14 protein-coding genes are annotated in these 19,257 nt (G+C 61.5%); 11 read left to right on the top strand and 3 right to left on the bottom strand.

Annotated elements, in window-relative coordinates:
- Positions 1-112 precede the first annotated feature (112 nt).
- Both E0H22_RS18890 and E0H22_RS18885 read right to left on the bottom strand, forming a co-directional pair.
- Positions 113-1,033, bottom strand: coding sequence for a response regulator transcription factor (locus tag E0H22_RS18890; protein WP_233022532.1), 921 nt, complete (start codon positions 1,031-1,033; stop codon positions 113-115).
- The gene (locus tag E0H22_RS18885; protein WP_233022531.1) at positions 1,023-4,394 is read right to left on the bottom strand and encodes a hybrid sensor histidine kinase/response regulator; all 3,372 of its coding nucleotides are present in this window, start codon (positions 4,392-4,394) and stop codon (positions 1,023-1,025) included. Before E0H22_RS18885 ends, E0H22_RS18890 begins: the two co-directional genes overlap by 11 nt.
- Positions 4,395-4,571: 177 nt before the next feature.
- On the opposite strand from E0H22_RS18885, the gene urtA reads away from it, so the two are divergent.
- The 10 genes from urtA (at position 4,572) to E0H22_RS18835 (ending at position 16,205) form a co-directional block, all read left to right on the top strand.
- Positions 4,572-5,831, top strand: a complete 1,260-nt coding sequence (urtA, locus tag E0H22_RS18880; RefSeq protein WP_233022530.1) for an urea ABC transporter substrate-binding protein — start codon at positions 4,572-4,574, stop codon at positions 5,829-5,831.
- Positions 5,832-6,073: 242 nt separating this feature from the next.
- Complete coding sequence (urtB, locus tag E0H22_RS18875) at positions 6,074-7,000, top strand: urea ABC transporter permease subunit UrtB (RefSeq protein ID WP_233022529.1); 927 nt, start codon at positions 6,074-6,076, stop codon at positions 6,998-7,000.
- Between the two features lie 33 nt (positions 7,001-7,033).
- The gene (gene urtC / locus E0H22_RS18870; RefSeq protein ID WP_233022528.1) at positions 7,034-8,182 is read left to right on the top strand and encodes an urea ABC transporter permease subunit UrtC; all 1,149 of its coding nucleotides are present in this window, start codon (positions 7,034-7,036) and stop codon (positions 8,180-8,182) included.
- Between the two features lie 11 nt (positions 8,183-8,193).
- On the top strand, positions 8,194-8,949 hold the full coding sequence (gene urtD / locus E0H22_RS18865) for an urea ABC transporter ATP-binding protein UrtD (protein WP_233022527.1): 756 nt from the start codon (positions 8,194-8,196) through the stop codon (positions 8,947-8,949).
- A gap of 196 nt (positions 8,950-9,145) precedes the next feature.
- Complete coding sequence (urtE, locus tag E0H22_RS18860) at positions 9,146-9,835, top strand: urea ABC transporter ATP-binding subunit UrtE (protein WP_233022526.1); 690 nt, start codon at positions 9,146-9,148, stop codon at positions 9,833-9,835.
- 44 nt (positions 9,836-9,879) lie between these two features.
- Positions 9,880-11,109 carry a formamidase gene (fmdA, locus tag E0H22_RS18855; protein ID WP_233022525.1) on the top strand — a complete coding sequence of 410 codons (1,230 nt, stop codon included), beginning with the start codon at positions 9,880-9,882 and terminating at the stop codon, positions 11,107-11,109.
- 73 nt (positions 11,110-11,182) lie between these two features.
- Positions 11,183-11,524 carry an FmdB family zinc ribbon protein gene (locus E0H22_RS18850; RefSeq protein WP_233022524.1) on the top strand — a complete coding sequence of 114 codons (342 nt, stop codon included), beginning with the start codon at positions 11,183-11,185 and terminating at the stop codon, positions 11,522-11,524.
- A gap of 66 nt (positions 11,525-11,590) precedes the next feature.
- Positions 11,591-12,430: an aldo/keto reductase gene (locus tag E0H22_RS18845; RefSeq protein WP_233022523.1), complete on the top strand. Its 840-nt coding sequence runs from the start codon at positions 11,591-11,593 to the stop codon at positions 12,428-12,430.
- Positions 12,431-12,601: 171 nt separating this feature from the next.
- Complete coding sequence (locus E0H22_RS18840; protein ID WP_430715169.1) at positions 12,602-13,573, top strand: DMT family transporter; 972 nt, start codon at positions 12,602-12,604, stop codon at positions 13,571-13,573.
- Positions 13,574-13,787: 214 nt separating this feature from the next.
- Complete coding sequence (locus E0H22_RS18835) at positions 13,788-16,205, top strand: bifunctional diguanylate cyclase/phosphodiesterase (protein WP_233022522.1); 2,418 nt, start codon at positions 13,788-13,790, stop codon at positions 16,203-16,205.
- Between the two features lie 57 nt (positions 16,206-16,262).
- Here the strand turns inward: E0H22_RS18835 and E0H22_RS18830 are convergent, their stop codons facing one another.
- Positions 16,263-16,724, bottom strand: a complete 462-nt coding sequence (locus E0H22_RS18830; RefSeq protein WP_233022521.1) for an Lrp/AsnC family transcriptional regulator — start codon at positions 16,722-16,724, stop codon at positions 16,263-16,265.
- Positions 16,725-16,874: 150 nt separating this feature from the next.
- Here E0H22_RS18830 and E0H22_RS18825 point away from each other — a divergent pair, with 150 nt between their 5' ends.
- A complete protein-coding gene (locus E0H22_RS18825; protein WP_233022520.1) occupies positions 16,875-19,238 on the top strand; it encodes a transketolase in 2,364 nt (787 codons plus the stop codon).
- Positions 19,239-19,257: the final 19 nt, after the last annotated feature.

Below are 19,257 nucleotides of genomic sequence, written 5' to 3'. Positions count from 1 at the left end.
ACCGGAGATGCGCCTAGGGAAATCGTAACACGCTCACGGGAGGTGGCAAGGTGCGTGTGCCGGTTGTCGGACAACTTGCCGCGCGACGATGACGGCGAGCAGCGTCGCCGGCCTACCGCCTTTGTGTCGCGTTCGCTGCGACGGCAGCGGCTGCGGTGCGGTTCTCGACGCCGAGTTTGGCGTAGATCTGCTCGAGATGCTTGTCGACCGTACGCGGCGAGAGGCCGAGGATCTGCGCGATGTCGCGATTGCTCTTGCCTTTGCTGAGCCAGGAGAGCACCTCGCCCTCGCGGGTGGTCAGGCCGAGCTCCTTGCTGAATTCGGCGGACGCTGTGGCTGCATTGTCCTTGGCAAGGCGAAGCAGGAACTCGTCGGGGCCGGCCTTACCCATGTAGTTCAGGCGCAGCGGTTCGGTGCTGGAGAAAGGTGCGGAGGGGGCCGGCTTGGCGGCGGGCTTCTGCATCTGATCGAGCCATTGCAGCATCGTCGGAGGCAGCAGCAGCGTGTCGTCGATGCCCGCGATAAGATGGTCGCTCAACAGTTTTTGCGCCTGCGGCGTCGCCCACAGGATTTGGCCTCCCTTGTTGACGGCGAGCAGGAAGCGGCCGGAGACGTCGAGGGCGGCGCGGGCGCTCTGCGTGAGGCGGGCATTGGCCAGGTGGACGCGGATGCGCGCCAGCATCTCTTCGATGACGATCGGCTTGGTGACGTAGTCGACGCCGCCGGCCTCAAGGCCGCGGACGATATGGGCGGTTTCGCTGAGACCGGTCATGAAGATCACCGGCACATCGGTGAGACCGGCATCGCGCTTGAGGCGGCGGCAGGTCTCGAAGCCGTCGATCCCCGGCATGACGGCATCGAGCAATACGATGTCCGGCGTGATTTGTTCGACGATGCGCATGGCGCCGGCGCCGTCGAGCGCCACCATGACGGTCATGCCGGCGCCGTCCAGGGCGTCGGTCAGGAGCCGGAGCGTGTCGGGACTGTCATCCACCACGAGGGCGACGTCGCGCTTTTTCGATTCAGGAGTCATGCGTCAGCAGTGCCTTGAGGAGGGACATGTACTGGTCGAGATCGAAACGGTCGATCAGCATGCGCATCTGCGCCACGAAAGCCATGTGTTCGGGATGTTCCGCACCGATCTCGTCGAGCTTCATTTGAATGGCGCGGATGTGCCCCATCTCGCCAAGGCTGATGAGCTGGTCGACGTGATGCGCGGGCGGACGCATGTCGTCGGGCGTCCAGTGCTGGTCGATGGCGGTTTCATCGCGGTCGTAGCGCCAGTCGATCTTCAGGAGCTGACCGATCGTTTCGAGAAGGCGCGGGAGTTCGATCGGTTTCATCAGATAGCCATCGTGGAAGGGCTGCGCGAGCGGTGCACCATGAGCCTCCAGCGCGCTGGCCGAAATCATCAGGATGCGCGCCTGATGATGGCCGGTGGCGCGCAGCGTCTCGGCGATGGTCCATCCATCCATGCCGGGCATCGAGATGTCGAGCAGGAACATGTCCGGACGGCAGTGCTGGGCGAGGCTGAGACAGGCCGGACCGTCGGGCGCGCTGAGCAGGATGAAGCCGAGCGGGGTGAGCACCTGGCGCAGCAGGTCGCGCTGGCTCGGATCGTCGTCGGTGACGAGAATGGTCTTGCGCGGGCCGTGATAGCCGAGGATGGGGGCCTCGATGGGCGCGGTGCGGGTGGGGTTGTTGACTTCAGACAGCAGCATTTTCACGCGAAAGGTGCTGCCGTTGCCAACCTCGCTGGAGACGCGGATATCGCCGCCCATGACGCCGGCCAGCAGTTTCGAGATGGTGAGGCCGAGGCCGGTACCGCTATGCGGCTGGGCGGCGCCGAGCGCGCCGCGTTCGAAGGGAGCGAAGATGCGCTCGAGATCGTCGGCGCGGATGCCGGGGCCGGTGTCGATGATCTCGAATTCGGCGACCGGGCTGCGATAGTGGATGACGAACTGGACGCTGCCTTCCTGAGTGAACTTGATGGCATTCGAGAGCAGGTTGATGAGGATCTGGCGCAGGCGCTTCTCGTCGGCATAGACGACGGCAGGCAATACGGGCGGACGGCGGAAGATGAACTCGATCCCCTTGGCAGCCGCCTGCAGCCGGAACATGCCGACGAGCTGATCGAGGAAATCGGTGAGGCGGACTTCGTCGCGCGACAGATAGAGGCGACCGGCTTCGATCTTGGAAATGTCGAGAATGCCGTCGATCAGGCCGGAGAGGTGATCGGCGCTGCGCTTGACCACCCGCACCTGTTCGCGCGGACGGGTTTGCAGGCTGTCGTCCTGTTCGAGCAATTGTGCATAGCCGGATATGGCGTTGAGCGGTGAGCGCAATTCGTGGCTGAGGCCGACCACATAGCGGCTCTTGGCGAGGTTGGCGGATTCCGCCACTTCCTTGGCGCGCTGCAATTCGGCATCGGTGCGCTTGTGGGCATCGATTTCCTGCATCAGCAGCGTTGTCTGCCGCTTCGTTTCAGCTTCGGCCGCGCGACGGCTCTGCTTGGCGAGCACGAACAGCCAGGCGATGACGCCGATGATGATGGCCAGTGCAAAAAACACTTTCCACAGCACTTCGGACACCGCCGAGCTGTCCGCCGGCGAGGCGGCAGAGGTCTGCAGATAGATCAGCGCCAGGGTCAGTCCGACGAGACTGGCGGCCATGACGAACACGCTGAGATAGTGACCGAGCTGCGAGTTGAGACGGGCCAGGATCGGTGCCGGCAATAGCTTGCCGAGTGCTGCGGATATCTGCGCGTCGACGCGCGCATGCGGTTTGCAGAGATCGTGGCACCGCGCATCCAGCGAGCAGCAGAGCGAGCAGATCGGGCCCGAATAGGCAGGACAATGTGCCATGTCCTCGTGCTCGAATGTATGTTCGCAGATACAGCACTGGATCGTCGGCACGTTTTGCCAGGCGCGCTTCGGCTTGCGGGCAATGTAGTATTTGCCGCCTGTGGCAAAGGCGATGACGGGAGCGGTGACCAACGCGGTGATCAGGGCCACGAATGGCGACAGCGCCTTGGCTGTCGGGCCGAACAGCCCATAAAAGGCGCTGACCGACATCACGGTGGCGGTCAGCATGGCGCCGACGCCGACCGGATTGATGTCATAGAGATGCGCCCGCTTGAACTCCATTTGCTGCGGGCGCAGGCCGAGTGGCCTGTTGATGATGAGATCGGCGACCAGCGCGCCGACCCAGGCGATGGCGACGTTGGAATAGAGCGCCAGCGTCTGCTCCAGCGCCTTGTAGACGCCGATCTCCATCAGCAGCAGGGCCACCAGCACGTTGAACACCAGCCACACGACGCGGCCGGGATGGCTGTGGGTGAGGCGCGAGAAGAAGTTCGACCAGGCGATGGAGCCCGCATAGGCATTGGTCACGTTGATCTTGAGCTGGGACAGGACGACGAAAGTCCCGGTGAGCGCCAACGCAAGATCGGGATTCGACAACACGTAGCGGAACGCTTCGAGATACATATGCGCCGGTTCGGCAGCCTGTTCCGGCGTGGCGCCGTGCGTCAGCGCGAAATAAGCGAGGAACGAGCCGGCCAGCAGCTTGATGGCGCCAACGACGATCCAGCCCGGACCGGCGCAGAGCAGGGCGATCCACCAGTTCACTTTCGACTGTCGGCGATCGCGCGGCAGGAAGCGAAGAAAATCGACCTGCTCGCCGATCTGCGCGACCAGCGAGAAGATCACTGCAGCCGCGGTGCCGAACAACAGAAGGTCGAGCCCGCCTTTTGGATCGCCGTGCAGGCCGGGATAGGCGGTCCATTCGGTGAAGGACTGCCGGCTCGCCCAGGCGATGGCGATGAACGGCAGCAGATTGAGGATCAGCCAGACCGGCTGCGTCCAAAGCTGGAAACGGCTGATCAGCGTGATGCCGTGGGTCACCAGCGGAATGATGACCACGGCCGATATGAGATAGCCGATCGGGCGTGGAATATCGAAACACATCTCCAGCGCCGCGGCGAGGATGACCGCCTCGATGGCGAAGAAGATGAAGGTGAACGAGGCGTAGATCAGCGACGTGATGGTCGAGCCGATATAGCCGAAGCCGGCGCCGCGGGTGAGGAGATCGATATCGATGCCGCTGCGCGCGGCGTGGTAGGCGATCGGCAAGCCACAGCAGAAGATGATGACGCTGACCACGAGGATCGCGGCCGTCGCGTTGGTGACGCCGTAATTGATGGTGATGGTGCCGCCGATGGCTTCCAGCGCCAGAAACGAGATGGCGCCGAGCGCGGTGTTGGCGACGCGGGCGGCGGACCAGCGCCGCGCGCTCTTCGCGGTGAAGCGGAGGGCATAGTCCTCAAGGGTCTGGTTGGCGACCCATTGATTGTACTGGCGTCGAACCCTGTCGATCCGCTGCCGCCCCGCCACTCCTCACTCCTGACCCCAGCGAAATCCAGCGGATTTCGCGACTACGCTTATTTGCGTGATGGCAAAACCTACGTCGGCATTTTGCGGTGCAGTATACGCAATCCCACGTATCCGAGGAGCGCTTAAGTTCAGCAACACTTGCCTCACCAATAAGCGTTCCAAACCAGTGGGGAAGTGATGTCAGACGAGCAAAAAACGGGCCTGCACTCACCGTTGCGGCGAAAACTGCTGATGGGCATGGCGGCGCTGCCGGCGATGTCCATGCTCCCGCGCACATCTTTTGCGCAGGCGCCTGCAACGGCCGCCGTCAATACCACCGGCCTCGCCGTGACCGATACCGAGGTCACGGTCGGCATCCTGCACTCGGTCACCGGCACCATGGCGATCTCGGAAACGGGCTCGGTGCAGGCCGAGAAACTGGCGATCGAACAGATCAATGCCATGGGTGGCGTGCTGGGGCGCAAGATCAAGTTCATTCAGGAAGACGGCGCATCGGATTGGCCGACCTTCGCCGAGAAGGCGAAGAAGCTGCTCGTCAACGACAAGGTCGCCGCCATCATGGGCTGCTGGACCTCGGCCTCGCGCAAGGCCGTGCTGCCGGTCATGGAGCAGTATAACGGCATGCTCTACTATCCGACCTTCTATGAAGGCCTCGAACAGTCAAAGAACGTCATCTATACCGGTCAGGAAGCAACCCAGCAGATCCTCGCGGGCCTCGACTGGGTGTCGAAGACGAAGAACGGCAAGAGCTTCTATCTGATCGGCTCGGATTACATCTGGCCGCGCACGTCGATGAAGATCGCCCGCAAGCACATTGAGGGTAAGCTCGGCGGCAAGGTGTCGGGCGAAGAATACTTCCCGCTCGGCCACACCCAGTTCAACTCGGTGATCAACAAGATCAAGCTGACCAAGCCGGACGTGATCTACGCGGCGGTGGTCGGCGGCTCCAACGTCGCCTTCTACAAGCAGCTCAAGGCGGCCGGCATCGACCTGTCGAAGCAGACCATGCTGACCATCTCGGTCACCGAGGACGAGATCGACGGCATCGGTGGCGAGAACATCGCGGGCGCCTATGCCTGCATGAAGTACTTCCAGTCGCTCGATAATCCGAACAACAAGGAATTCGTCGCCGCCTTCAAGAAGATGTGGGGCGAGAAGACCGTGATCGGCGACGTCACCCAGGCGGCCTATCTCGGCCCGTGGCTGTGGAAGATGACGGTGGAGAAGGCCGGCTCGTTCGATATCGACAAGATCGCGGCGGCGTCCGCGGGCATCGAATTCACCAAGGCGCCGGAAGGTTACGTCAAGATCCACCCGAACCACCATCTGTGGTCGAAGGCGCGTGTCGGCCAGGCACAGCTCGATGGTCAGTTCAAGGTGGTCTACGAGACGCCTGAGCTGATCGAGCCGGATCCATTCCCCAAGGGCTATCAGTAACTCCACTTCTCCCTCTCCCGCTCTTGCGGGGGAGGGCCGGGGTGGGGCTGCCACGGGCTCCGGCGCTTGCGGAGACACCCCCACCCTGACCCTCACCCGAAAGCGGGAGAGGGAACGATCGCATCGGCCGTTGGTGCAGACGCAAATCTCTCCCTGGCGCGGACGACCTATCCGTGCACGACAACCCCGCGTCGCGTGTTCACGCGCGGCGCGGGACTCTTTCCCTGACGGAGGACGGATCGATGTTCGGCGACTACTCCCTTGGCGACCTCGGCGCCATCTTCGCGATGCAGGGCTTTGCCGGCCTGATCCTGTTTTCGGTCTATGTGCTGATGGCGCTCGGCCTTGCCATCATCTTCGGCCAGATGGGCGTCATCAACATGGCCCATGGCGAGTTCATGATCCTCGGCGCCTATGTCACATGGATGACGTCGAGTTTCTTCCAGGCCTATCTGCCATCCTTGTTCTCCGGCTACTTCTTCGTCGCCATGATCCTCGCCTTCATCGCTTCAGGCAGTCTGGGGATGCTGGTGGAATGGGGATTGATACGCTTCCTTTACAAGCGTCCGCTCGACACGCTGCTCGCGACCTGGGGGCTCAGCCTGATCTTGCAGCAGGCCTATCGTTCGATCTTCGGTGCCCGCGAGGTCGGTGTCGAACTGCCGCAATGGATGATGGGCAGCAAGCAGGTCACCGACACGATCGAAGTGCCGATCAACGGCATCTTCGTGATGTGTCTGACCGTGATCATCACGATCGTCGTTGCCTGGATCATGTTCAAGTCGCGCTGGGGCAAGCAGGTGCGCGCCGTGGTGCAGAACCGCGTAATGGCCGGCGCCGTCGGCATCAATACCGAGAAGGTCGACCGCTACACGTTCGCCCTCGGCTGCGGCATCGCCGGAATCGCCGGCTCGGCCTTCACCATGATCGGCTCGACCGGGCCGACCTCGGGCCAGCTCTACATCGTCGATACGTTCCTCGTCGTGGTGTTCGGCGGGGCAGCGAGCCTGTTCGGTACCATCGCCTCGGCCTTCACCATCTCGCAGGCGCAATCGACCATGGAGTTCTTCATGTCCGGCTCGATGGCCAAGGTGCTGACGCTGCTGACTATCGTCGCGATCCTGATGATCCGGCCGCAAGGGTTGTTCGCCCTCAAAGTCCGCAAGTAAGCGCGCAGCACAGAAAGAGCAGGACACCATCACATGATCATCAATTCCCGCTTCTTCAATCGTTCGGAGCTGATCGGCTTTCTGTCGCTTGCCTTGTTGCTCGTGGTCATCCTGCCGGCCTGCCTGGATATTTTCCGGCTCAATCTCGTCGCCAAGTACCTGACCTATGCCTTCGTCGCCATCGGCCTCGTGATGTGCTGGGGCTATGGCGGCATTCTCAGCCTCGGCCAGGGCGTGTTCTTCGGCCTTGGCGGCTACTGCATGGCGATGTTCCTGAAGCTGGAAGCCTCCAGCGTCGAAAACACCAAGATCCAGACCACGCCCGGCATCCCGGATTTCATGGACTGGAACCAGATCACGGCGCTGCCGATGTTCTGGAAACCGTTCCACTCGCTGACACTGACCATCATAGCGATCTTCGTGGTGCCCGCCGTGTTCGCCTTCATCATCGGCGCCGCGATGTTCAAGCGTCGCGTCGGTGGCGTCTACTTCGCCATCATCACCCAGGCGATCGCCGCCATCGCGACCATCCTCATCATAGGACAGCAGGGCTACACCGGCGGCATCAACGGCATGACGGACCTGCGCACGTTGCTCGGTTGGGATATCCGCACCGACAGCGCCAAGTTCATCCTCTATTTCTTCGAAGTCTTCGTGCTGTTTGGTTGCATCATCCTCGCGCAGTTCATCCGTCTCACCAAGCTCGGGCGCATCCTGGTGGCGATGCGCGAGCAGGAGGATCGTGTTCGATTCTCGGGCTACAGTGTCGCCAATTTCAAGATTTTCGCCTTCTGCATGGCTGCCGTCTTTGCTGCGATCGGCGGCGCGATGTTCACGCTGCAGATCGGTTTTATGTCGCCATCTTTCGTCGGCATCGTGCCGTCCATCGAGATGGTGATCTACACCGCGGTCGGCGGCCGGTCGTCGATCTTCGGCGCCGTCTATGGCGCGCTGCTCGTGAATTTCGCCAAGACCGGCCTCTCGGAATCCTTCCCGCAGATGTGGTTGTTCGGCCTCGGCGGCCTGTTCATCGCGGTGGTGCTGTTCTTCCCGAACGGTTTGTCCGGGATCTGGAAGGATCACGTGCAACGCCATGTGGATCGGCTGATCGCGGCCTTCTCGAAGGCGAAGAAGAAGGAGTGGCCCGTCAAATCCGCCGCCGATGGCGCGCCGGCAGAATAGGGGAACGCATCATGCTTGTCGGTCATCAGCCCAAGGATTTTCTGCTCGCGGTGGAGGGACTCACCGTCTCCTTCGACGGCTTCAAGGCGGTCAACGATCTCTCCTTCTATGTGGAGGAGAACGAGATTCGCGTCATCATCGGTCCGAATGGCGCCGGCAAGACCACGGTACTCGACCTGATCTGCGGCAAGACCAAAGCGACATCGGGTTCGATCCAGTTCCGCGGTACCGAGCTGACCAGGCTCAAGGAAAACGAGATCGTCACCGCCGGCGTCGGTCGCAAGTTCCAGACGCCGTCGGTCTACGAGGATCTCACGGTGTTCGAGAATCTGGAGATCTGTTATCCGCGCGGCCGTTCGGTGTTCGGGTCGCTGATGTTTCAACGCGATGCGGCCGTGAAGGCGCGCGTCGAGGAAGTCGCCGAGATGATCTTCCTGAAGGATCGCCTCAACATGTATGCCGACGTTCTCTCGCACGGCCAGAAGCAGTGGCTCGAGATCGGCATGCTGCTGATCCAGGATCCGGATCTTCTGATGCTCGACGAGCCCGTCGCAGGGATGAGCGTCAGCGAACGCGTCAAGACTGCCGAGCTCCTCAACACCATCATCAAGGATCGATCGGTGCTGGTGATCGAGCACGACATGAAATTCGTCGAGGATATCGCCCACAAGGTCACCGTTCTGCATCAGGGCCAGATCCTGTCCGAAGGGACCATGGAGAAGGTGCAGAACGATCCCAAGGTCATCGAAGTCTATCTGGGGCATTGAACGATGCAGGTCGATTTCACAGCGAGCAGCGATCTTTCTAACCTCTCTCCGCTTGCGGGGAGAGGTCGCCGCGCAGCGGCGGGTGAGGGGGACTCTCCACCCACTCTGAGATCGCGGAGGCTTCCCCTCACCCCGCCCTCTCCCCGCAAGCGGGGCGAGGGAGTCTGCAGTTCTTCGGGCTACGATGGAGCCTCCCATGCTCGCCATTAACGATCTCCACGTCGCCTACGGCCACGCCGAGGTGCTGCATGGTCTCAATGTGAAGGTGCAGCCCAATGAGATCGTCGCGATCATGGGGCGCAACGGCATGGGCAAGACCACGCTGATGAAATCGCTGATGGGCATCGTGCCGACCAAGTCGGGATCGGTAACCATGAATGGCAAGGAGCTCGGCGCGCTGAAAAGCTATGAGCGCGTCGCCCGCGGGCTCGCCTACGTACCGCAGGGACGCATGATCTTTTCGCATATGACGGTGAAGGAAAATATCGAGACCGGCCTCGTCGCATCCGGCGAGAAGGACGTCCCCGGCGATCTCTACGAACTGTTCCCGGTGCTGCTGGAGATGAAAGACCGCCGCGGCGGCAATCTGTCCGGCGGTCAGCAGCAGCAGCTGGCCATCGCCCGTGCACTCGCCACCAAGCCGAAGGTGCTGTTGCTGGACGAACCCACCGAAGGCATCCAGCCGTCGATCATCAAGGACATGGCGCGCACGCTGAAGAAGATCCGCGACGACAGGGGGCTGTCGATCATCGTCTCCGAACAGGTGCTGAGCTTTGCGCTCGATGTCGCAGACCGCGTGCTGGTGATCGAGAACGGCGAGATCGTTCGCGACGAGCCGCGCGAGGGCATCGATGCCGCGCAGGTCGCAAGATATCTGTCCGTCTAGTTCATTCGAGAAACTGCAAGTCTGTAACCGAAGGGGAGCATTGAATGCCTGATACACTGATCAAGGTCGACCTCACGCAGTCGGCCTACGACAACGACATGATTCACAATCGCTGGCATTCGGACATTCCCATGGTGGCGTGGGTCAATCCGGGCGACGACTTCATCGTCGAGACCTATGACTGGACCGGCGGCTTCATCAAGAACAATGACAGTGCCGACGACGTGCGCGACATCGATCTGTCGATCGTGCACTTCCTGTCCGGCCCGATCGGTGTCAAAGGCGCGGAACCCGGCGATCTGCTCGTGGTGGATTTGCTCGATGTCGGCCCGATGAAGGACAGCCAGTGGGGCTTCAACGGCTTCTTCTCCAAGCAGAATGGCGGCGGCTTCCTGACCGATCACTTTCCGCTGGCGCAGAAGTCGATCTGGGACTTCAAGGGCATGTACACCTCGTCGCGCCATGTCCCGGGTGTCAATTTCGCCGGCCTGATCCATCCCGGCCTGATCGGCTGCCTGCCCGATCCCAAACTGCTCGCCACCTGGAACGAGCGCGAGACCGCACTGATCGCGACCAATCCCGAGCGCGTGCCCGGCCTCGCCAATCCGCCGTTCGGTCCAACCGCACATATGGGCCGGATGAAGGGCGAAGCCCGCGACAAGGCTGCGGCCGAAGGTGCGCGCACCGTGCCGCCCCGCGAGCATGGCGGCAATTGCGACATCAAGGATCTGTCGCGCGGTTCGAAGGTGTATTTCCCGGTCTATGTGCCCGGCGGCGGCCTTTCCATGGGCGACCTGCATTTCAGCCAGGGCGATGGCGAGATCACGTTCTGCGGCGCCATCGAAATGGCCGGCTGGCTGCATATCAAGGTCGATGTCATCAAGGATGGCGTGGCGAAATACGGCATCAAGAATCCCGTGTTCAAGCCGTCGCCGATGACGCCGAACTACAAGGACTTCCTGATCTTCGAAGGCATCTCGGTGGATGAGGCCGGCAAGCAGCACTATCTCGATGTGCACATCGCCTACCGTCAGGCCTGCCTGAACGCGATCGAATATCTCAAGAAGTTCGGCTACTCCGGCGCGCAGGCCTATTCGATTCTCGGTACCGCGCCGTGCCAGGGCCACATCTCCGGCGTGGTCGATGTGCCGAATGCCTGCGCCACCTTGTGGCTGCCGACGGAGATCTTCGACTTCGACATCATGCCGGGCGCGGCCGGGCCGATCAAACATATCGACGGTTCGATCCAGATGCCGCTGTCGCCGGACAAGTAACACGGCCAACTCGGCCGCGGCGCCATGTCATCGGTGCTGCGGTCGCCTTTTTCCCCTTGCGACGAGGACGGCCATGCCGGTCTATGAATATCTTTGCGACGATTGCGGGCCTTTCACCGACATGAGGCCCATGGCCGAATGCGACGATCCGCAGTTTTGTCCAATTTGCACAATATCGTCCCCCCGTGTCATCCTCACCCCGCCAGCCTTCTTCTGCATGCCTTCCGATAAGCGCAAGGCGCATGCCACCAACGAGCGCAGCACGCATGCGCCGCAGACGGTGGCGGAATACAAGGCCAAGCACGCCCCTGGCTGCGGCTGTTGCTCCGGCAAGAAGCCTTCGCGGCTGATGAAGAAAACGGCGACCGGCGCCAAGAGCTTCCCGACCGCACGGCCATGGATGATCAGCCACTGACACCTCGGCTATGATGCGCTATCGTCCACTCCCGCGCCTGTCGCGGGAGCAGGCGGAGGCGCGTTCATGCGACACAAGTCATTCGGAGCCACTGGGCGCGACGTGTCCGTGATCGGGCAGGGCACCTGGTATATCGACCGTGGCGACCGTGCCGCGGCCATCAAGGCGCTGCGCGCCGGGCTCGATGCCGGCATGAGCCATATCGATACGGCTGAAATGTATGGCGACGCAGAGCCGGTGGTTGCCGAGGCGATCGTCGGACGGCGCGACGAGGTGTTTCTCGTCTCGAAGGTGTTGCCAAGCAATGCATCGCGTAAAGGCACTATCGCCGCCTGCGAACGCTCGCTGAAACGGCTGAACACGGACCGGCTCGATTGCTACCTGCTGCATTGGCGTGGTCAGGTTCCGTTGGCTGAAACGGTCGCTGCCTTCGAGGAGCTGAAATCCGACGGCAAGATTGCGTCCTGGGGCGTCAGTAATTTCGACGCCGACGATCTCAACGACCTGTCGCGTGTGGCCGCCAAGGACGCCATCGCCTGTAATCAGGTGCTCTATCATCTGCAGGAGCGCGCCATCGAGCATCGCGTCATCCCTTGGTGCGAGCGGCATGGTGTCGCGGTGGTCGCCTATTCGCCATTCGGCCATAACGATTTTCCGTCTTCCCACTCGCCGGGCGGTATGCTGCTGGAGGAGATCGCGGCCGCTCGCGGTGCGAGTCCGCGACAGGTGGCGCTCGCCTTCCTGACCCGGCAGGCCGCGGTATTCGCGATCCCGAAAGCGTCGTCTGCGGCCCATGCCGCCGACAATGCCGCAGCCGGCGATCTCGTCCTGAGCGAGACGGAGATCGCTGCGCTCGACAAGGTGTTTCCGCGCGGGCGCGAGCCCTCCAGTCTGCCAATGCTGTGACGGCCATCGCCCATCTATGCTGCAGTGCATGATTGCGCGGGACCAACCGGCGGCGCCTGTTGCATATCCAAGTCCTGTTATCGGAGGTTGTCCCGGACGTGCGAACGGCGTTTGGTGAGGATCAGATTCGGGCCGCATATTTCACCGGGCCCAGCCAGCCGGTTTCCATCCGTGACCACTCACGTTCCGCCGCCGAAGATCAGCGTACCCGCGCAGTCGTCTGCACGCGTGCTGGCCTCGCGCCATCTCGACAAGCCATTTCTCGGCATCCTGCTGATCATCTCGTCGACCGGCTTTCTGGGATCCTCGGATGCCATGGCCAAGTACCTTGCCCGCGGCGGCATGCCGCCGGTGGAGATCGCATGGATCCGGTTTTCGGTTTTCCTGCTGATCATGCTGCCGATCGTGACGATCCCGTCCGGAGGCAAGATGCTGCGTTCCAGCCGGCCGCTGCTCCAGGTGTTTCGCGGACTTGGCCTGCTCTGCTCGTCGATTTTTTTCATCGTCGGCCTCAGCTTTCTGCCGATCGCAGAAGCCACCGCGACAGGCTTCATCTCGCCTTTGTTCGTCACCGGCCTGTCGATCATCTTCCTTGGCGAGAAGGTCGGTCTGCGCCGCTGGACCGCGACCGTTATCGGCCTGATCGGTGTGCTCATCATCGTGCGGCCGGGCACCTCGGCCTTTCATCCGGCTGCGCTGTTTCCGATCATCTCCGCATTGGGCTGGGCCAGCGCACTCGTGCTGACGCGAAAGATGAGCGGTGCGGATCATCCCATCACCACCATGGCCTATTCCGCCATCGTCGGTTTTCTCGTGCTCAGCCTGTTCGCACCGTTCTACTGGTCGCAACCGACATGGACGCAACTCGGGCTCGGCGTCGCGATCGGTGTATCATCCACAGTGGGGCACTGGATCGTGGTACTGGCTTTTCGCTATGCCGATGCCTCGGTGCTTGCGCCATTCTCCTACGTTCAACTGATGTGGGTGACGTTGCTTGGCTTCTTCGTGTTCGGCGAGATTCCGGATGCGTGGACGTTTCTCGGCGCGGCAATCATCATCGCATCGGGCGTTTACACCGCGCATCGTGAACGTGTGCGGCGTGCTGGGATCGCTGTGCCCGCGGAGCCCTATCCAGCTTCGTGATGGCCTCATAACTCATACAAGCTATGTTGTTGGTATAATAATAACCATGCGTGGTATCGTCGTCCACGTCTCGCGCAGTGCGATACCAAGATTCCATTCCGTTCATTGCAGCTTAAGAATAAAGCGCGTTCCGCGCACGTTTACCGCGTGTTTTAAGCAACACGAACGCGAAAGGAGCTAAGATCAAATAGCCTTCAAAATCGTTGGTATCCTTATGCTGAGAGTTTGGAACTGCATCGAGACGCAGCATGACTGGCGGCAGATTTTGCTGGCGGCGGCAGTGTGCTTTCTCACCAGCCTTGCGGCCGTCAATCTTTTCACGCGTGCACGCACGGCGCCGCCTGACGCACGATTGGCCTGGCTGATCACGGCCGGCGTGGTCACCGGCTTCGGCACGTGGGCGACGCATTTCATTGCAATGCTCGCTTACACGCCTGGCTTCGAACTCCACTACGACCCGACCATCACAGCTTGTTCGCTCGTTGCTGCCGCAGTGATGACGACCGCGGGTTTCGCGATCGCGCTGTTTCACCGCAACAGGCAGAACGCATTGATGGGCGGCGCGGTGATCGGACTCGGCATCGCCTGCATGCATTATATGGGGATGGCGTCGCTGCGTATTCCCGCCATCATCGAATGGATGCCGGACCTCATCACTGCCTCCATTGTTGGTGGCATGGTTCTCGGCGCTTCTGCGATGCTGGTGGCGCGGGAGGCCGACAGGCCGGTCAAGCTGCTTGGTGCGGCATTGCTGCTGACGCTGGCGATCTGCGTACATCACTTCGTCGCCATGGGGGCGATCAAGCTCACTTACAAAGGGGTCATCAACGGCAGTGAGAGCCTGTTGTCACCTATCGATTTGTCGCTCGCGATCGCCGCATTCACGGTGACTGTGGTCATCGCGGGGCTCGTTGTCGCCGTGTCCGACCAGCGCAGCCGGCGCAGCATGCGCCAGCGCAACATGCAGCTTGACGCCGCGCTCAACAATATGGGGCAGGGCTTGTGCATGTATGATGCGCAGGGCGGAATCGAGTTGTGGAACGACAGCTATATCCGCATGTATCGTATTCCGCCCGAAAAGATGGTGCTGGGAGCCACCATGGCGCAGGTCATGGCATTGCGCGGCGAGGTTGGCATGTTGTTCGTCGACCAGGAGTGTTACGATGCACAGATCGAAGCGGCGATCGCCGATCGTAAACCTCTGAGCCAGACCGCCGAACTGCCTGATGGACGTACCATCCATGTGCGCTATCGTCCGATGGACAGCGGCGGCTGGGTTGTGATCCACGCCGACATCACCGACCGCAAGCTGAGCGAAGCGCGCATGGTGCATCTCGCGCGCCACGATCCGATTACGGATCTGCCTAACCGCGTCGCCTTCAACGAATATCTCGAGCGGGTATTCAGCGAGGCATCTGCAGGGCATGGTTCGTTCGCAGTGGCGCGCATCGACATCGACCGCTTTCGCGAGATCAACGAAGTGTTCGGCCAGGCCACGGGCGACGCTGTGCTGTCCGAGGTCGCCAAGCGCCTGACCGTGGCGAGCAATGGCGCGTTCCTCGCACGGCCAAGCGGCGATATCTTTTCCATTGTCGCGCATCTCGGCGCCGAACCGCAGGCGGTGGACGATCTCTGTGCGCGCCTGTCGGCGGTGCTCGACAACATCTTGCAGATTGACCGGCAAAGTGTTCGCGTCCGCTGCAGTGTCGGCATCTCCGTCTATCCGCAGGATGGCAACGATACCGAGAGCCTGATCGCCCATGCCGATCTCGCGCTTGATCGTGCGAAGGCCGAGGAGCGCGGCACTATCCGTTTCTTCGAAGCGGAGATGGATCAGCAGATCCGTGAGAAACGTTTGCTACAACGCGACCTCGTGGTGGCCATCGAGAACGAGCAGTTTGAGCTTTATTTCCAGCCGCAGGCTTCTGCTGACGGCACCATCGTCGCCTTCGAGGTGTTGTTGCGCTGGCGACATCCGGACCGCGGCATCGTCTCGCCTGCCGTCTTCATTCCGCTCGCGGAAGAAACCGGCTTGATCGGCGCCATCGATGCCTGGGTGCTGCGCGCAGCGTGCCGCGAGGCGGCGACCTGGCGCAACCCGCTTTCCATTGCCATCAATCTGTCGCCGGTCGATTTCCGCACAATCGATGTGCCGGACATGCTCGCTGCGGTTCTGAAGGAGACGGGACTTGCGCCACAGCGCGTCGAGATCGAGATCACCGAGGGCGTTCTGATCGACGATTTCGCCGGCGCCATTGCGATCCTGCGTGACATCAAGGCGCTCGGCGTCCGTGTCGCCATGGACGACTTCGGCACCGGCTATTCGAGTCTCAGTTATCTGCAGGCCTTCCCGTTCGATAAGATCAAAATCGACCAGACCTTTGTGATGCAGCTGGAGACCAACCCGCAATCGGCTGCGATCGTGCATGCGATCATTGGCCTCGGCCGTTCGCTGAAATTGCCTGTGATCGCCGAAGGCGTCGAGACGCCGGCGCAACAGGCATTCCTCGCCGCCGAAGGGTGTGCGGAGATACAGGGGTATCTTATCGGCCGGCCATATCCCATCGATCACTACCGTAAGGTCGTGGCCACTGGAAAAGGTCGGGCGATCGAGGTGAAACGGGCGAGTTAGCCGCCGTCTTCTCGTGACCCCGGATTACCTCGTTGCCAGCAGATTCCGCGCGGCGATCTATACGGGCAATGCGATCGAATATTTCACCTGGCTGAGCGCAAAGCTCGACTCGATCGACGCGATGCCGTCGAGTCTCGTCAGCTTGTTCTTCAGGAATGCTTCATAGGAAGCGAGATCGGCCGCGACCACGCGAAGCAGGTAATCACGGTTGCCGGTCATCAGATAGCATTCCAGTACCTCGTCCCATTTCGCTATCGCCTTGGCGAAACGGTTGAGGTCCTCTTCCTTCTGTCTGACCAGCTTGATCGAGATAAACACGCTGACGGGCAGGCCGACAGCTTTCTGATCCACCAGAGCCATGTAGCCGGAAATCACGCCGCGCTGTTCGAGCAGCTTGACCCGGCGGTGACACGGCGAGATCGAGAGGCCGACTTTTTCCGCGAGTTCCTGCATGGTGCAGCGGCTGTCCGCCTGCAGGGCGGCGAGTATTCTGCGGTCGATCGCGTCCAGTTCTTGCATTGGGAAAAATCCATAAAATGGATACTCAAACAATCCATCTATCCCAATGCGAGGTCTTCTGTCGCCATAAATTGAGAAAATCCCAAAATCGCCGCTGCTAGAATGCTGCTCAATTCACAGCTGGATTCAGCTGGCTATTCGGGAGGTACCATGTCGATCGATGACGGCCGCCTGCAGACGCTGACGGCGCTGGCAAAGAAGGCGCTCTGGCTCTCCTCATGGACGATCCACAACGCCAATCACATCCGTGCCAATGCCGATGGCCTCAAGGTCGGCGGCCATCAAGCTTCAAGCGCGTCACTCGCGACCATCATGTCGGCGCTGTATTTTGCGGTGCTGAAGCCGGAAGATCGCGTTGCGGTGAAGCCGCATGCGTCGCCGATCTTCCATGCCATTCAATATCTGCTCGGTCATCAGACGCGGGAGAAACTGGAGAATTTTCGAGGCTTCAAAGGCGCGCAAAGCTACCCGTCGCGCACCAAGGATGTCGATGACGTCGATTTCTCCACCGGTTCGGTCGGTCTCGGTGTCGCGCAGACGCTGTTCTCGTCGCTGGTGCAGGATTACGTTTCCGCCCACGGTCTGATGAAGGACCGCCGTGAGGGCCGCATGATCGCGCTGGTCGGCGATGCCGAGATGGACGAGGGCAACATCTTCGAGGCGCTGGTCGAAGGCTGGAAGCATGGTCTGCGCAATTGCTGGTGGATCATCGACTACAATCGCCAGAGCCTCGATGCCGTCGTGCGCGAGGGGCTCTGGGAGAAGTTCGAAGCCATGTTCCGCAATTTCGGTTGGGACGTGGTCATCGTCAAATACGGCCGGCTGATGGATGCCGCGTTTGCCGAGCCCGGTGGCGCTGCACTGAAGACCTGGATCGACAACTGCCCGAACCAGCGCTATGCGGCGCTCTGCTTCCAGGGCGGCGCTGCGTTCCGCAAGCGCCTGCATGACGAAATCGGCGATCAGGGCGATGTCACCGCGTTGATCGACCGGCGCAGTGACGATGAATTGCTGGCGCTGATGTCCAATCTCGGCGGCCACGACATGGGCAGCATGCTCGACGCCTTCGAGAAGATTGATCACGATCGTCCGGTCTGTTTCATCGCCTATACAATCAAGGGCGTCGGCCTGCCATTCCAGGGGCACAAGGACAATCACGCCGGCCTGATGACGCCGGCGCAGATGGAGAAATGGCGCGCGAGCCAGAACATCCGGCCCGGACACGAGTGGGACAAGTTCGAAGGCCTGACGCAGGATGCCGCGACGCTGGAAGCGTTCCTGAAGCAGGTGCCGTTCGTGCAGCAGGGCCGCCGCCGGCTCGACGCGCCGACTATCGACGTGCCTGATACGTTGCAATTCAAGCCTGCCGCGGAGATGTCCACGCAGCAGGGCTTTGGCTTGATCCTCAACGAACTCGCGCGCAGCGAGACCGAGCTGGCGTCACGCATCGTCACGGCTTCGCCTGATGTCACCGTCTCGACCAATCTTGGCGCCTGGGTCAATCGTCGGGGCCTGTTCGCCAAGGCAGAGAACGCCGATCTGTTCAGGCAGGAGAAGATCCCGTCGACATTTGCGTGGGACTATTCGCCGAAGGGCCAGCATATGGAGCTGGGGATCGCCGAGATGAATCTCTTCATTATGATGTCGGCGCTCGGCCTGTCGCATGCGATCAATGGCGCGCGTTTGCTGCCGATTGCGACGCTCTACGATCCGTTCATCGAGCGTGGGCTCGATGCGCTGAACTATGCCTGCTATCAGGATGCGCGTTTCATGGTGGCGGCAACGCCGTCGGGAATCACGCTGGCGCCGGAAGGCGGGGCGCATCAGTCAATCGCAACGCCGCTGATCGGCATGGCGCAGGATGGGCTTGCATCGTATGAACCGGCCTTTGTCGATGAACTCGCAGTGATCATGCGCTGGGGCTTCGCCCACATGCAGCGCGAGGCGGGCGAGGGCGGTTCGGTTTATCTGCGGCTCTCGACGCGAACCGTCGCGCAGCCGAAGCGCATCATGACGCCGGAACTGCAGCAGCATATCGCAGACGGCGCCTATTGGCTGCGTAAGCCCGGAGATAATTGCGATCTAGTAATCGCCTATACGGGTGTGCTGGCGCCTGAAGCGATCGAGGCGACGGGCCTGCTTGGCGAAAGCCATCGCGATGTCGGGCTGCTTGCGATCACTTCAGCGGATCGTCTCCATGCGGGCTGGACTGTGGCTCGCCGTATCCGTCGCGAGCAGCGCACGCCGCAGCAGAGCCATATCGAGAAGCTGCTGGCGCCGCTGCCGCGCGATTGCGGCATCGTCACGGTGCTCGACGGTCATCCGGCAACGCTGGGGTGGATCGGCGCGGTGTACGGTCATCGGCTGGAGACGCTCGGCGTCGAGCATTTCGGCCAGACCGGTACGATCGGCGATCTCTATCGCCATCACGGCATCGATGTGAATTCGATCATCGATGCGGCGGAAAGCCTGAGCCCGGCAGCTCCCGTGCGGCATCGCAAGATGGCGGTTTAGCTCCCAACCTCCCTGGGCA

The organism is Rhodopseudomonas boonkerdii, assembly GCF_021184025.1.
In the GTDB taxonomy this organism is placed as follows: Bacteria; Pseudomonadota; Alphaproteobacteria; order Rhizobiales; family Xanthobacteraceae; genus Tardiphaga; species Tardiphaga boonkerdii.
The sequence above is the reverse complement of the archived record's forward strand: the minus strand, read 5'-3'. Positions and strand labels throughout refer to the sequence as shown.

Bases quoted from the DNA above. Each gene is read 5' to 3' on its own strand.
- E0H22_RS18835 (WP_233022522.1), top strand. From the start codon at position 13,788: ATGCTGAGAGTTTGGAACTGCATCGAGACGCAGCATGACTGGCGGCAG.
- urtB (WP_233022529.1), top strand. From the start codon at position 6,074: ATGTTCGGCGACTACTCCCTTGGCGACCTCGGCGCCATCTTCGCGATG.
- urtE (WP_233022526.1), top strand. From the start codon at position 9,146: ATGCTCGCCATTAACGATCTCCACGTCGCCTACGGCCACGCCGAGGTG.
- urtA (WP_233022530.1), top strand. From the start codon at position 4,572: ATGTCAGACGAGCAAAAAACGGGCCTGCACTCACCGTTGCGGCGAAAA.
- urtD (WP_233022527.1), top strand. From the start codon at position 8,194: ATGCTTGTCGGTCATCAGCCCAAGGATTTTCTGCTCGCGGTGGAGGGA.
- E0H22_RS18830 (WP_233022521.1), bottom strand. From the start codon at position 16,724: ATGCAAGAACTGGACGCGATCGACCGCAGAATACTCGCCGCCCTGCAG.
- urtC (WP_233022528.1), top strand. From the start codon at position 7,034: ATGATCATCAATTCCCGCTTCTTCAATCGTTCGGAGCTGATCGGCTTT.
- fmdA (WP_233022525.1), top strand. From the start codon at position 9,880: ATGCCTGATACACTGATCAAGGTCGACCTCACGCAGTCGGCCTACGAC.
- E0H22_RS18845 (WP_233022523.1), top strand. From the start codon at position 11,591: ATGCGACACAAGTCATTCGGAGCCACTGGGCGCGACGTGTCCGTGATC.
- E0H22_RS18825 (WP_233022520.1), top strand. From the start codon at position 16,875: ATGTCGATCGATGACGGCCGCCTGCAGACGCTGACGGCGCTGGCAAAG.
- E0H22_RS18890 (WP_233022532.1), bottom strand. From the start codon at position 1,033: ATGACTCCTGAATCGAAAAAGCGCGACGTCGCCCTCGTGGTGGATGAC.
- E0H22_RS18850 (WP_233022524.1), top strand. From the start codon at position 11,183: ATGCCGGTCTATGAATATCTTTGCGACGATTGCGGGCCTTTCACCGAC.